Raw genomic sequence first — 12,770 nt, forward strand, 5'->3', positions numbered from 1 at the left:
TCATCCGTCAACCTGAAATTGAAACGAATTCCTGGTGGGTGGCCCACTCGTTTGTTCATGTCTTACAAAAAAAACGAGAACGCACGTGGCCACGACCCAAGCTCACTTCACACCCAGAACGTTCGAGGCCGGCGAAGGGCTGGAAAGCCGCTACAAAGCCCTGCTCCAAGGTCCCCAAGCAAACACCGAGACATGGCTGGACGAGCAATTGCGCCATGCACGCGTATTGCCCGATGACCTGCCAGACGATCCTCGGAGATTGCCGCAGTGGGCTGATGAGCACACTCGACGCGTTGCCAATGAACATGCCTTGTATCTTCAGCAGCGCCGCGAGGGTGCGCCTCGACGCTACTTCACCAACCGTGCCCACGCGCTTTGGTTTTTGCATCAGGTCGCACCGACCAAGGCAGTGGACGGCGCCTGGCTGCACGGCATGTTGTGGCATTGGCAAGACCCTCGCTTTCACGGCTTGATCCGCACGTTCCTCGAGGAACTTGGTGATGGCGACCCGCATTGCAATCACGTGTTGATCTTTCAGCGTCTGCTGAGCCGTCTTGGCTGCCGTCAGTCGCCGCCGCTCGAACCTGCACGTTACCTGCAGGGCGCCCTGCAACTGGCATTGGGGCAGCACTGTGAGCGGTTCTTGCCAGAGGTGATCGGCTACAACTTAGGCTATGAGCAACCGCCGCTGCACTTGCTGATCACCACCCATGAGCTGGCCGAGTTGGGCATCGATGCGCACTACTTCCAGCTACACGTGACCATCGACAACGCTGCCAGTGGCCATGCGAATCTGGCCCTGTCCAGCTTCGCCGACCTGGCCCAGGATGAGGGGCCGGCGTTCTACGAGCGTGTGCGCCACGGATATCGCCTGAACGACCTGGGTGACGATACGCCCTCGATGGTCGCCTCTTTCGACTTGCAGACCGAGTTGTTCGAAGCCCTGGAGCGCAAAGGGCTCTATGGGCAGTGCATGCATTCGGATCGCTGCCGGCTGAGCGGGCGCACGATTAATGAATGGCTTGCCGAGCCTGGCTCGATGCCTGCGTTCGTGCAGGCGCTTGAAGATCAGGGCTGGGTCAGGCGCAACGCCGATCCGAAAGAAAGCCGGTTCTGGTCTGTCATCGAAGGGCCTACAGCACCTATGTTCGGCGTGTTCGACGCCTACGAAAAACAGCTGTGGTATGACTGGATCGCCGGCACCTGGCAGCGCCCGGCAGTGCGCAGAGTGCCGCCAGGGCAATGGGAGCGCGCTTTGCAGCTGCAGACCCAGGCGCCAATCTTTCCACGCACTACGGATGTGGATACGTTGATACAGGCAATGGCCGGCAACCGGCACGCAAGCCAGCAGGGGCTCAATGCCACGCGCGCGTTCATACAGGCAACCGGCTTGATGCACGGGGGGCTCCTGTGATGCTCGATTCGACTCAGGCACATGCCGACGAGGCGTTGCTGCAGCTCGGAAAACGGCTCAAGGCCGATGGTTATCGATTCATCTGCGTGACGCCCGCTACGCAGGCTAGGGTCAATGCGCGTGAAGGTTCGCAACGCGCGCAGACAATGCGTGATGTATTCGGATGGAGCCGTCCGTTCGCCTCGCAGCTGATCAGCGCCGACGAGCTGGAGCAACTGCGTGTGGCAGGCGTATTGGACGCCCAGGGGGCCCTGTGGCGCAGCACGGTACGTTGGTCCAGCCTGGATGAAATGCTGTTGGTGCATTCAGCCTGGCCCACCGACAGTCACGACGCGGTCTTCTTCGGGCCAGACAGCTACCGCTTTGCCCAGTGCATACAAGATCATCTTCGCAGCCGGCCCGAGCCGGTGCAGCATGCGCTGGACATGGGTTGCGGCAGTGGGGTTGGGGCATTGCTGATCGCCCGCGCCGCGCCCCATGCGCAGGTCAGTGCGGTGGATATCAATCCCAAAGCGCTGCGGTATACGGCCGTGAATGCGGCCCTGGCGGGGGTAAGCAACATCACCGTGTCGCGCAGCGATCTTTTCGATGAAGTGACCGGGCTGTTCGACCTGATCGTCGCGAACCCACCCTATATGCTTGACGCCGAGCACCGCGCTTACCGCCATGGCGGCGCCGCGCTGGGCGCCGAGCTGTCATTGCGAATTGTCGAGCAGGCTTGTGAGCGTCTGAAAGTAGGTGGCACGTTGTTGCTGTATACCGGTGTCGCTATCGTTGATGGGCGTGATGCGTTCCAGGAAGCCATACGTCCGATTCTTGCTGGGCCTGAATTGGGTTGGACTTACCAAGAGCTGGACCCGGACGTGTTTGGCGAGCAGTTGCTCGAACCAGGCTACGAACGCGTGGAGCGCATCGCTGTAACAGCGCTGACCGTCACTCGCCTGAACTGATCGTAGTCCCGAGCGCTTGGTGCCAAGCCAATGCCGCCATTTGTCGGCAAGTTTAACGATCGAATAAAGCAACGCGTTGCTGAGCGCCCTCGAAGCCTAGGTGGCCTGCAGTTCAGGCTGACGACTTGTGGAGAAGGCCGTGATGAATGAGCAACGTTGTTCGTGCAACCATTGTTCTTGCACTGTGGACGCCAATGCCATGGTTCAGGGTGATAAAGCCTACTGCTGCGAGGCCTGCGCAACCGGCCACCATCAGGGTGAACCGTGCCGCATGGCCGGCTGTAACTGTGGCGAGCTGACTCAGCCCGACGAAAATACCGTCGACAGTGCCTTGGATGAAACCTTTCCGGCCAGTGACCCCATCTCTCCATAACGCCAGCCTCGCCTCGACCCAGCGGCCGTTATCGCAAGGGGCGAGGCAGCTTTGCCTCACCCTGCGATAGATGTACTGGGGACGGAATTATCGGCTTCACACAATGCTCATATAGCCATAGTTGATCATTGCATCCTGACGAAAATCGCATCCAGCCTACGATACAAGAATAAGGGGGCTTCCATGAGTTGCCTGATTTGTGCGGGCCAAGCTGAGACTATCGAATCCATCATCGGTTGGGAGGAGCGGCGCTGTTCGTTGTGTGGCTGCTACCGCGTCTCCCAGGCCCTCATTCTGTTGATGATGGACGAAGGCCAGATTTTCGATACCGAGCGCATGCGAGCCTGGTTGACCAGCCGACGCGAACATATGCCGGTGCCGGTAATCGACCATGGGCAGGCGATATTGGCCGTTGCTGCTCGCAGGTGATCCCATAACGCCCGCCAAGCTCTAGCGCTAGTCGACCAGATGACCCTGGCGATTCCTAGCTGTTCACATCAACGATCAACCGGCCACGAATCTGCCCTTGCATGAGCTGCGAGGCAGCTGCCAGCGACTTTTGCAAAGTGACCTCTTTGGTCATGAAGGCTAAATCGTCGAGGTTGAGTTGGGTAGACAGTCTCTGCCAGGCTTCGATACGCCGTTCATAAGGCTGCGTTACGCTGTTGATCCCGAGCAGGCTCACCCCTCTGAGGATGAAGGGTGCGACGGTAGCCGGGAAGTCCATACCTTGAGCCAAGCCGCAAGCCGCTACCAAGCCTTCGGACATCGTGCTTGCGCAGGCATTGACCAGCGTGTGGCTGCCGACCGAGTCCACGACGGCTGCCCATTTTTCTTTTGCCAGCGGCCGCCCTGGCGCTGACAGTTCCCCGCGGTCGATGATGGTCGTCGCACCCAGGCTTTTCAGGTACTCGTGCTCACTGGACTTGCCCGTGGCGGCGGTCACGGTATAGCCAGCGCGTGCCAGAAGGCTGATGGCGAAACTGCCCACGCCGCCGCTGGCACCGGTGACCAGCACCGGCCCAGCGCTGGGTTCGAGCCCATGGCGTTCAAAGGCCATCAGGCAGAGCATGGCGGTGTACCCCGCTGTGCCGATGGCCATCGATTGACGCTCGTTCAGCCCTTCGGGATGGGGAATGAGCCAGTCGGCGTTGACCCGAGCCTTCTGAGCAAGCCCTCCCCAATGCCCCTCACCAACACCCCAGCCATTGAGCAGCACACGATCGCCAGGCTGATAGCGAGGATCGTCACTGGCCTCGACAGTGCCGGCAAGATCGATGCCTGGCACCATCGGAAATTGACGCACGACTGGGCCTTTGCCAGTGATTGCGAGCGCGTCTTTGTAGTTCAAGGTGCTGTAGGCCACCTTGACGGTGACGTTACCGGTCGGCAGTTGATCCTCTGGCAGTTCGCTGACTCGCGCAGTGTGCTGATCATCCTGCTTCTCGATCAAAATGGCGTTGAACATGATTCGTCCTTATTTAGACTGGTTGTCTTTAAATAGACCGAAAGGAATCAGCGAGTGATTCCGTTCAGAAACCCTCGATAGAAAATGTCCAGCGGGCGGACAGTCTGGGTCAGCCGTGCACGCAGCACTGCGCCCTCCCAACCTACCCAGAAATAAGCGGCGAGGGCCTTGCAGTCTTGTCCGCCAGCTACCTCTCCCAGCTTGACCGCTTCCTCCAGGCATGTTGCCAGGCGCTGCTCCCAATCCTGCAGGGTCAACTCCAACTGTTCGCGGAAGCTGTCCGGGAGCACCAGGACCTCTTGGCCGAGGTTGCCGACCAGGCAGCCTCTTCGGAACTGGTAGCGTGCCATCCCCGCTTTTGCCTCCTCAACAAAGTTGCCCAGCCGTTGCAGAGGGGATGCGGTTTTATCAGCGAAGTTGCGTTCGAGCTTTCGCGCGAAGTAATCGGCATAGCGCTGCAGTACCGCCTGGCCAAAGGCTTCCTTACTTTCGAAGTAGTGGTAGAAAGAGCCTTTGGGCACCTGCACGCGCTTGAGTACGGCCTCGATACCAGTGGCGGCGAAACCTTGTTCGGTGAGGATTTCCATGCCGCAGTGCAGCAGCAACTCGTGGGTTTCGCCATGTTCCCGTGCGACTTTGGGTGGGCGGCCTCGGCGTGGGGTTGGCTTGGAGGTAGTCATGCGGTCTAATTTAGACTGATCGTCTCTAATGTCAACTGCTGATCGATTCTCGATGAGCCACGTGCTGGATGCGTCATGAAAAAGCGTCACCACCCTAGAATTGGCGCTCACTCAAGTCAGCAAAGGGCGTTGCATGTGCTGACAACTCCGTTCATCTAGCTTTTCACAGCCACGGGCGAGCTTTGAGCTGTTATCAGCCACGCTCATCGTGCAAGGATGGGGCCCTGACCGATGAAAAGGATGTTGTGATGCTTCCCACTCAGGCCGATATCGACGCCTTATTGCACTTTCTGCCGTTGCTCTACCCAGGGGGGACGGCCATAGAGGCCTACAGCTTCAAAGACGGACACCCTTGGCCGATATACGCCAGGGTAGTCGAGGAGTTCTACCAAGAGGCGAGCAAGGAATGCTGGGTCGCGCTCGACTACCGTCCTACCGCCGACAGCTTAGTCAGGGAGCCTGAGGCCATCGAACAGGCAAGTCTTGAGCAGTTGCAGAGCTTGATCACTTACTGCGTGAGGGGCGAGCGATTTTGTGATGGGCACTGGGGGGCGATGATCACCCAGGGTTTCGTACAGCGCCTGCTTGAGCGTCTCGCTCAGTTGCGTCCAACGCTGCCTGAGTGCCGCTGACAGCGCCAGTACGCACTGATTGGTGTACTCGGAAACGTCAGTTCATGGCGCAGGGTGGCTTACGAGCGACGTATCGAGGTATTTCGAGCCTCATTATCTGACATCTTCGAAAGACTGGATGCCAGTCGCCTGCAATGAGCGCTTCGCGCACCCAGAGTCGTTTGGATCAGGCCTGTAGTCAGGTCATCTACGTGACGAAGCTGTTCTGCGGCGGTAGGTGCTCGGCGTGATACCCAGATGCTGACGGAAAGCGCTGCCCATGTGGGATTGGTGAGCGAACCCGGCCTCCAGGGCAATGATCGCCAATGTAAGATCAGTCGTTTCAATCAAATGCCTGGCGGCCTGGAGCCTGATTTCGACCAGGTAGGCATGGGGTGTGGTGCCCACCGCGCGGGTGAAATCACGCAGCAAACGTAGCGCGTTGCAGCCATAGGTTTCGGCCATTTGCTCAAGTGTCAGAGGCTGCTGATATAGCTCGGTAATTTGATCCAGCACCGGTTTGAGGGCATTGGATTTGAGGCGTTGCGCACGATCTTGAGCAGGTTTGGCCAGCTCTACCAGTGACAGCACTCTCTGCTCCAGGGCCAGATGATCGACTTGCGGCGCAAGTAGCGCACGGCGTATCTGTTGCGCTACGCGAAGAGCCCCGGCATGACCTGCCGACTCAATGCGCTGGTCCAGCGCCGGCAGGTGTTGATCGGCGAAGTAACGGTCCATACGCAGGACCAGGTATTCGCCCCCGCCCATGGACTCGGAAAACACGTCGACCCCGATGGGGGTTTGCGCCAGCACGCCGGGGAGGGTGTCGAAATCGACCCGGCGATCCGAATTGATGGCATGTATGCCTTTCTGCCGCTCCAGCGAGACACCCAAGGTATGCCACTGTGCAGGGTCATGGGCGCTGTAAGCTGCACGTGGCAAGAGCTGGACGCAGACCGCACCGCCTAATATGTCCCGGCTCAGCATATGAAATTTCCTGATAGATACGTCGCTTGTTCGATGGGAAGCTTTTTCGCACTCATTCATCATTTTTGGAGCATCGCATGCGCACTATTGGCCTTATCGGTGGCATGAGCTGGGAATCCAGTATCGAATACTACCGGCTTATCAACCAGCAAGTCAGAACCCAGTTAGGCCCGCTGCGCTCCGCGCAATTGCTGATGTACAGTGTCGATTTCGGCCCCATTGAGCAAGCGCAGCATCTGGGGCGTTGGTCGGATGCCGGCGCGATTTTAGCGGATGCGGCGCGAAGGCTCGAATCTGGCGGCGCGGATTGCGTGGTTCTGTGTACCAACACGATGCACAAGGTCGCCGAGCAGATTCAACACGCCCTCAATATTCCCTTTCTGCACATCGCCGATCCCACCGCGAAGGCTGCGTTGGCGGCCGGCGTGACGACGGTAGGTTTGTTAGGTACGTCGTTCACAATGGAACAAGACTTTCTCAAAGACCGATTGAAAGCGATGGGCTTGAAGGTCCTGGTGCCAGATGCCGAGGCCCGCGCAGTCGTTCACCGCATCATCTACGACGAATTGTGCATTGGCGTTATAAACGACACGTCGCGGTTGTTGTATCAGCAGGTCATCGATTCGCTGGCAGCCCGCGGTGCGCAAGCCATTATTCTGGGATGTACCGAGATAGGGCTGTTGATCAAACCTGAGCACAGCGCACTGGCCTTGTTCGATACCACTCAATTGCATGCCCAGGCAGCAGTGGCCTTTGCTTTGGCCAGTGATTTGCAAGGCGACCAATGTTGATATCGCTGAGGTGACCATGAGTTCAAATCTGTATCTTTGCGGCGTCTGGGCGGGGTGTAAGGAACGAGCGGCGATTCAAACCTTCGAAATCATGCCCTCAGATGTGCCCCCAATGTAACAATTCACTGGAAGTGAGTGAGGTACATGGATTGTGGAAAGGCAGAAATGATCGACTAAACAGCCTGGCCGACGAAACCTAAAGACTGTCAGGGTCGCCGAAGAACATCTGTATCCGCGAGCGCAACCAGCGCTCGGCCGGGTCATTGTCCTGCGCGCCTCGCCAGGCCATGTGCAGCTCGAACGAGCGTACGTCGATCGGAAGATCCTCCGCGCGCAGCCCACCTGCCGCGGTCAGGGCATCGGCGGTGTAATCTGGCACCGTGGCGAGGATATCGGTGCCTGCTAGCAAACTGCCCAAGCCGTTGAACTGAGGCACTGCCAGGACCACATGGCGTTTGCGATCGATTTCATCCAATGCCTCGTCAATGAAGCCTGACAGGTCACCGGCAAACGACACCAATGCATGGGGGCGGGCGCAGAAATCGTCCAGCGTAATGCTGCCTGGCACGCTGTCGGCACGCAGCAGCTTGGGCTTGCTGCGGCGCAAGACCTTGCGCTTGGCATTGGCGGGCAGTTCACTGGTGTAACTCACACCCACAGAGATTTCGCCCGAGGCCAGCAAGGTCGGCATCAGCAGGTAGTTGACCCGGCGCACCACCAGCACGATACCCGGGGCCTCGGCGCGTACGCGCTTTAGTAACTGGGGCAGCAATGCGAACTCGGCGTCGTCCGATAGGCCGATGCGAAACACCGCGTTGCTGGTGGCCGGGTCGAACTCGGCGGCGCGGCTGACGGCGGTGGAGATCGAGTCCAGTGCTGGCGACAACAGGGCGAATATTTCATTGGCCCGTGCCGACGGTTCCATGCTGCGACCGGTACGCACGAACAACGGGTCATCGAACAGGTTGCGCAGACGCGACAAGGCTGCGCTGATCGCCGGTTGGCCGAGAAACAACTTTTCGGCTGCACGGGTCACGCTACGCTCGTGCATCAGGGTTTCGAACACGATCAGCAGGTTGAGGTCTACGCGACGCAGGTCGTTTCGATTCATCGGTGCGCTTCGCTTGCAGTGGGGCAGGGGTGAATATTAAGGCCAAAGGCTGTTACCCTGCACCGATTTCCGGGGGCCAATGTGTAGGAAAGTCAGGTGCCCAATCGATGACAGGCATGTCGACTATTAATAGCCGCTGATGGTCTAACGGCAAAAGCCCGGATAAAGTCCGTGGTAATACGAGATTCACACAGGCGAGGTATGCGATGTCCCGCATGGTCCGTTTCCACAAGTTCGGCGCTGCCGATGTGCTGCGCTGCGAAGAGCAGGCCGAACCGTCACCTGCTTTTGGCGAGGTGCAGATCCGTGTCGAGGCGATCGGGGTAAGCTGGTATGACGTGCTCTGGCGGCAGAACCTGGCGCCATCCCAAGCGCGCCTGCCGGCTGGCATCGGCCACGAGATGGCTGGTGTTGTCACAGCGGTGGGTGAGGGCGTCGACGATATCGCCTTGGGCGACCGGGTAGCCAGCTTCCCGGCCACTAGCGCCAACGAGCACCCGGTGTATGGGGACGTCATCGTTTTGCCCCGTACGGCCATCACTCGCTACCCGGATATCCTCACGCCGATCGAGGCCAGCGTGCATTACACGCCGCTGCTGATCGCTTATTTCGCCTACGTTGACCTGGCCCGAGCCAAGGCGGGCCAAACCGCCCTGGTCACTGACGCCAGCCACTGTGCTGGGCCGGCTTTCGTGCAACTGGGTAAGGCGCTGGGCCTGAAGGTGTTCGCCGCCACCAAGGACCCCGAGCAGCGTGAGTACTTGCTGGGTCTGGGTGCTGAGAAGGTGATCGTCACGGAAGAGCAGGACTTGTTGATGCAAATCGGCAAATATACCGATGGTCGTGGCGTGGACATGGTGCTCGATGGTATGGGCGGGCCGCAGATGTCGCTGCTCGGTGATGTGTTGGCGCCGCGTGGCAGCCTGGTACTTTACGGCCTGCAGGGCGGCAACCAGACGCCATTCCCGGCGTGCGCAGCCTTCCAGAAAAACATCCAGTTCTATGTGCACTGTATCGGTAACTTCACCGGCAAGCCGGAGTTGGGCATCAGCCAGGATCAAGTGGCGTTGCAACGGGCGCTGCGCGACATCAACCAGTTCACCGCTGACCAATTGCTGACGCCGCAGATCATCAAGGTCTATCCATTTGCCGAGGTGGTCGAGGCTCACCGCTACATGGACCAGTGCCCTTGCGGCGGAAGAGTGGTGCTTGATTTAGCGCCTCACTGAAGGCTTTTCGCTATTGATACGAACCGGGTGAATGCCCGGTTTTTTTGCATCTGGCCTAGTTAAAACTAGCTGCGCGTCAGTCTTATATTTGTAAGGCAATGTTGCCGCACATTTTAGTTTAGCTGGGCAGCCCTGGCCTATTGTGCGTAATAAGGGTTAACGGATTTCTGAATGGTTTTTTCACTAAGATCTGTATCTTTTAATCCTTAAGCAACGTTCGATAATGGCGTATTGATAGTTGGCGCAAGGAGCGTGTTGTGATCAAGGGCAGGCGCCGAAATGCGCGGTTCGAAGCGGTGATCAGCCTCAGGGTGCACTCGTTTTTTTCGATGGTGTGGCGACAGCGAATTGCAACTTCCAAGTTTCTTATTCATTTGTAGGAAGTTTCGTTAGATTAGTTCGTCGCGCCGCTGCTCGGAAGGTGCGTCGTATCGTTGATCGAAGTTGTGGGGTAACGCTGTGAGCATCGTTCACGACCAAGCTATGCATTACATCTACCAACAAGTGCTTGAGCGCTTGTTGGCTCATATGTCCCAGGGGCAGCGAGCATCGCTGCAGTTGTTGATCCAGCGCTTGCTGGTCATTGCTGGCGGCCCTGAGTACATCGGTACGTTCCGGCTATTGGTGGTGCATGGGGCAGACCGTCAGAGCGCAAGGTTGTTGGCGGTACTGCGCGCCGCGCAGTTGAGCATCGCCCTGCGCGCACCGGTGACCTTCAAGTTACGGGTACTGGTCACCTGTTTGCCTCAGAACAGCAGCGCGCTGTTGCAGCAGCATGAGCGGACCTTCAACGCGTTGTTCATGCATGATGATCCGCGGGTGCAATTGCAGATGGTCGAGGGTGCGACTGTAGGGCCATTTTGTTGCCAAACTGAGCTCACGGCGCGGCATTTGCCCTTGTCCCGTGAAGCCTTGTTGCTGTTCGGCCACCTCGTCGATGCTCGGCCCGAAGCACTGCTGGGCAGCCGCACGCATCTGGAGTTGGCCGACGCAGTGCGCTTGGCACTGACTGCGTATCCGGGCGCCGATGCGCTGGTAACGGCCATGCCCGCCAGCCAGCGCCGACGGTTTGCCGCCTGGGCTCGGCGCAGCCTGCGCCGGGCAGGGCTGGACAGCCCCAATTCACTGCACCAGTGCCTGGACAGCCTGGCCAGGTGGTTAGGTCAGCTGCATGCAGTGGCTGGAACACCGGGCGGGGTAATCGACCCCCCGGCCAGTCCCCCTGATCGAAGCCTGCCGCTGCATGTGCTCATGATTGACGATCTGCTGGCGCAGTTGCTCGGTGACGGCGACCTCGACCGAGTGCTGGGCTGGCATTTCCAGGCAGAACGCGAAGGCCAGCCGCTGGCGGCCTATGTCGACCCATTGGCAATGGCGCAGCTGTTGGAGATGCAGGGGCGCTGCAACGCGCCTGGCGCAACTGGGCACCACTTGCGCCTGGTCGAGGCAGATACGACCAGCGAGCCTCAGGTGTCCCAGCCGGTGCGCTTGGCCAGCGCCTATGGGCTTGAACAGACCCAGCTCGCCTGCATGTTGTACCGGCCGTTTACCAATCAAGGCGTGGGGCTGGAGCGGTTTCTGCAATGTTGCCATGCCGACATGCTGGTGGCCTTGCCCTACCTGCACCGAGCCTTGCAAGGTAAACCTTGCCCTGATGCCGTGAAAGACTGGATCGTCAATACCAGCGGCCTACCCTTGGCGAAGTTGCGCATGGTTTACAAAGGCAGGCTGGGGCAGGGGTTCCGCCAGTTGCTGACCAACCTCGCCCGCCGTGATGTGCAACTACGCTTTGTCGGCACCGCTCAGCGCAAGGCGCAGCCAGATGGAGCGTGAGTTCGCCTATCAGGCAGTGTATCGCTACCTGGTCGGTTTGATCGAAGAGGCCGAGCGCGGCGGGCAACAACGCTTGCCCTCGCTCAGGGCGTTGTCCCAGCGCATGCGGGTGTCGTTGGCCACCGTGCAGGCGGCCTATAGCCTGCTCGAGCATGAAGGGCGTGTGCAATCGAGGGCCAGGTCCGGCTACTTCGCCCAAGTGGGTTGGCTGAACGGCCGAGCCGATGTAAGCCAAACGCTGCCTGCGCAACCTTTGCTGGAGCGTGCGCTGTTCGCCCATGAGCGGCGTCTGGGGCGCCAGCGGGGGCGGCCGGTGCGCTTACTAGGGGCGCCACGCTTGCGTGAGGCTCTGGCCCAGCGTTACACCCAGTCCTCTCTTCAGTACTGGCGTGGCGAAGATGTGCACTTGGGCCCGGATGTACAAGGGGTCATGGAAATTCTTCTTCAGGCCTTGGCCTTGCGTGGCAGCACCGTGGTGGTGGCCTCACCGTGCTGCTGGCGCATCCTGCGCGCGTTACACAACTGCCAGGTGCGGGTGCTCGAGGTACCCCTGGACAGTAGTGGCAGTATCGATCTCCAAAGCCTGGCCAGGCTGCTCCGATGCGAGCCGGTGCGCATGGTGCTCATGCCTTCGTGCCTGAGTTTGCCGACGGGGCGCTTGATGCCCCTGCACGCTCAGCAGCAGATCGCAGATCTGCTGGCAGATCACCCCGTCTGGTTGCTGGAGAACGATGTGGACAGCGAGCTGTGCTTCAGCCAGCCACCGTGCTCACGGTTACGAGACTTGGTAGACCCCCAGTGGCTGTTGGTGCTGGGATCGCTAGAGGCCGCCGTTGGCGCTGAAGCACCTTACGCCTACCTGCTTGGGCGCCACGACGCTGTGGCAGAGGCATTCAGCCAGCGAGCGTTCCAGTTGGCTCCGATGCGCCAGCAAGCGGTGGCGCAGATGATTTACTCCGGCGAAATCGACGAACATCTGGCCAGAACGCGGGTAGCGCTGCAAGGGCAGATGGAGCAACTGTGCCAGCACCTTCGGGTGGTGATGGGCACCTCGGTGGATTTCGACATGCCCCAGGGCGGATACGCCCTCTGGGTACGTATCCCATCGGCCAAGATGTGCCCATCCAGCGCGGCGGCGAGCGCTGACTCGGCCCTGCAGGTGGTGGCTGGTGAGCAATTCAGCCTGCGGGGTGGCTATCGGCAGTTTCGAATGCTCAGGTGGCTGGGCGGCCAACCTGATGGGCTGGTGGCGGCCTTGCAGAGCCTGATCCGCGCCACGACGGACGACACCGTTCGTCGGTAGGCCGGCACAAAGCCCCCGGG

General features: G+C 59.6%; 13 protein-coding genes. 9 read left to right on the forward strand and 4 right to left on the reverse strand.

Annotated features, from left to right (window positions below; translation table 11 throughout):
• Positions 1-139: 139 nt before the first annotated feature.
• From J5M56_RS03445 to J5M56_RS03460, 4 genes are all read left to right on the forward strand, one after another.
• Positions 140-1,414 (forward strand): iron-containing redox enzyme family protein, encoded by a 1,275-nt coding sequence (locus J5M56_RS03445; RefSeq protein ID WP_243430512.1) that lies wholly within the window; start codon positions 140-142, stop codon positions 1,412-1,414.
• Positions 1,414-2,364 carry a class I SAM-dependent methyltransferase gene (locus tag J5M56_RS03450; RefSeq protein WP_207869731.1) on the forward strand — a complete coding sequence of 317 codons (951 nt, stop codon included), beginning with the start codon at positions 1,414-1,416 and terminating at the stop codon, positions 2,362-2,364. The genes J5M56_RS03445 and J5M56_RS03450 overlap by 1 nt, the downstream gene beginning before the upstream one ends.
• Positions 2,365-2,506: 142 nt before the next feature.
• Positions 2,507-2,737 carry a metallothionein gene (locus tag J5M56_RS03455; protein WP_060477088.1) on the forward strand — a complete coding sequence of 77 codons (231 nt, stop codon included), beginning with the start codon at positions 2,507-2,509 and terminating at the stop codon, positions 2,735-2,737.
• Between the two features lie 183 nt (positions 2,738-2,920).
• Positions 2,921-3,166 carry a hypothetical protein gene (locus tag J5M56_RS03460; RefSeq protein WP_060477089.1) on the forward strand — a complete coding sequence of 82 codons (246 nt, stop codon included), beginning with the start codon at positions 2,921-2,923 and terminating at the stop codon, positions 3,164-3,166.
• A gap of 55 nt (positions 3,167-3,221) precedes the next feature.
• Here J5M56_RS03460 and J5M56_RS03465 read toward each other — a convergent pair whose 3' ends face one another.
• A complete protein-coding gene (locus tag J5M56_RS03465; protein ID WP_207869733.1) occupies positions 3,222-4,205 on the reverse strand; it encodes an MDR family oxidoreductase in 984 nt (327 codons plus the stop codon).
• Positions 4,206-4,252: 47 nt separating this feature from the next.
• The gene (locus J5M56_RS03470; protein WP_207869735.1) at positions 4,253-4,885 is read right to left on the reverse strand and encodes a TetR/AcrR family transcriptional regulator; all 633 of its coding nucleotides are present in this window, start codon (positions 4,883-4,885) and stop codon (positions 4,253-4,255) included.
• A 248-nt stretch (positions 4,886-5,133) separates the two neighbouring features.
• On the opposite strand from J5M56_RS03470, the gene J5M56_RS03475 reads away from it, so the two are divergent.
• Complete coding sequence (locus tag J5M56_RS03475) at positions 5,134-5,517, forward strand: DUF6508 domain-containing protein (RefSeq protein WP_207869736.1); 384 nt, start codon at positions 5,134-5,136, stop codon at positions 5,515-5,517.
• 183 nt (positions 5,518-5,700) lie between these two features.
• On the opposite strand, the gene J5M56_RS03480 is transcribed toward J5M56_RS03475, so the two are convergent.
• A complete protein-coding gene (locus tag J5M56_RS03480) occupies positions 5,701-6,483 on the reverse strand; it encodes a helix-turn-helix domain-containing protein (protein ID WP_207869738.1) in 783 nt (260 codons plus the stop codon).
• A gap of 77 nt (positions 6,484-6,560) precedes the next feature.
• Between J5M56_RS03480 and J5M56_RS03485 the strand changes: the two genes are divergently transcribed.
• Positions 6,561-7,274, forward strand: coding sequence for an aspartate/glutamate racemase family protein (locus J5M56_RS03485; RefSeq protein ID WP_207869740.1), 714 nt, complete (start codon positions 6,561-6,563; stop codon positions 7,272-7,274).
• 196 nt (positions 7,275-7,470) lie between these two features.
• Here the strand turns inward: J5M56_RS03485 and J5M56_RS03490 are convergent, their stop codons facing one another.
• Positions 7,471-8,385, reverse strand: coding sequence for a LysR family transcriptional regulator (locus J5M56_RS03490; RefSeq protein WP_060477094.1), 915 nt, complete (start codon positions 8,383-8,385; stop codon positions 7,471-7,473).
• Between the two features lie 206 nt (positions 8,386-8,591).
• On the opposite strand from J5M56_RS03490, the gene J5M56_RS03495 reads away from it, so the two are divergent.
• From J5M56_RS03495 to J5M56_RS03505, 3 genes are all read left to right on the forward strand, one after another.
• Positions 8,592-9,614, forward strand: coding sequence for a zinc-dependent alcohol dehydrogenase family protein (locus tag J5M56_RS03495; RefSeq protein ID WP_060477095.1), 1,023 nt, complete (start codon positions 8,592-8,594; stop codon positions 9,612-9,614).
• Between the two features lie 459 nt (positions 9,615-10,073).
• Positions 10,074-11,447, forward strand: a complete 1,374-nt coding sequence (locus J5M56_RS03500) for a hypothetical protein (RefSeq protein WP_207869742.1) — start codon at positions 10,074-10,076, stop codon at positions 11,445-11,447.
• The gene (locus J5M56_RS03505) at positions 11,437-12,750 is read left to right on the forward strand and encodes a PLP-dependent aminotransferase family protein (RefSeq protein WP_186477836.1); all 1,314 of its coding nucleotides are present in this window, start codon (positions 11,437-11,439) and stop codon (positions 12,748-12,750) included. Before J5M56_RS03500 ends, J5M56_RS03505 begins: the two co-directional genes overlap by 11 nt.
• The last annotated feature ends 20 nt before the right edge of the window (positions 12,751-12,770 follow it).

Source organism: Pseudomonas sp. 51_B (genome assembly GCF_017491595.1).
GTDB lineage: Bacteria > Pseudomonadota > Gammaproteobacteria > Pseudomonadales > Pseudomonadaceae > Aquipseudomonas > Aquipseudomonas promysalinigenes.

Coding starts and splice junctions, on each gene's coding strand:
- J5M56_RS03475 (WP_207869736.1), top strand. CDS start 5,134: ATGCTTCCCACTCAGGCCGATATCGACGCCTTATTGCACTTTCTGCCG.
- J5M56_RS03470 (WP_207869735.1), bottom strand. CDS start 4,885: ATGACTACCTCCAAGCCAACCCCACGCCGAGGCCGCCCACCCAAAGTC.
- J5M56_RS03455 (WP_060477088.1), top strand. CDS start 2,507: ATGAATGAGCAACGTTGTTCGTGCAACCATTGTTCTTGCACTGTGGAC.
- J5M56_RS03465 (WP_207869733.1), bottom strand. CDS start 4,205: ATGTTCAACGCCATTTTGATCGAGAAGCAGGATGATCAGCACACTGCG.
- J5M56_RS03485 (WP_207869740.1), top strand. CDS start 6,561: ATGCGCACTATTGGCCTTATCGGTGGCATGAGCTGGGAATCCAGTATC.
- J5M56_RS03495 (WP_060477095.1), top strand. CDS start 8,592: ATGTCCCGCATGGTCCGTTTCCACAAGTTCGGCGCTGCCGATGTGCTG.
- J5M56_RS03490 (WP_060477094.1), bottom strand. CDS start 8,385: ATGAATCGAAACGACCTGCGTCGCGTAGACCTCAACCTGCTGATCGTG.
- J5M56_RS03505 (WP_186477836.1), top strand. CDS start 11,437: ATGGAGCGTGAGTTCGCCTATCAGGCAGTGTATCGCTACCTGGTCGGT.
- J5M56_RS03450 (WP_207869731.1), top strand. CDS start 1,414: ATGCTCGATTCGACTCAGGCACATGCCGACGAGGCGTTGCTGCAGCTC.
- J5M56_RS03460 (WP_060477089.1), top strand. CDS start 2,921: ATGAGTTGCCTGATTTGTGCGGGCCAAGCTGAGACTATCGAATCCATC.
- J5M56_RS03480 (WP_207869738.1), bottom strand. CDS start 6,483: ATGCTGAGCCGGGACATATTAGGCGGTGCGGTCTGCGTCCAGCTCTTG.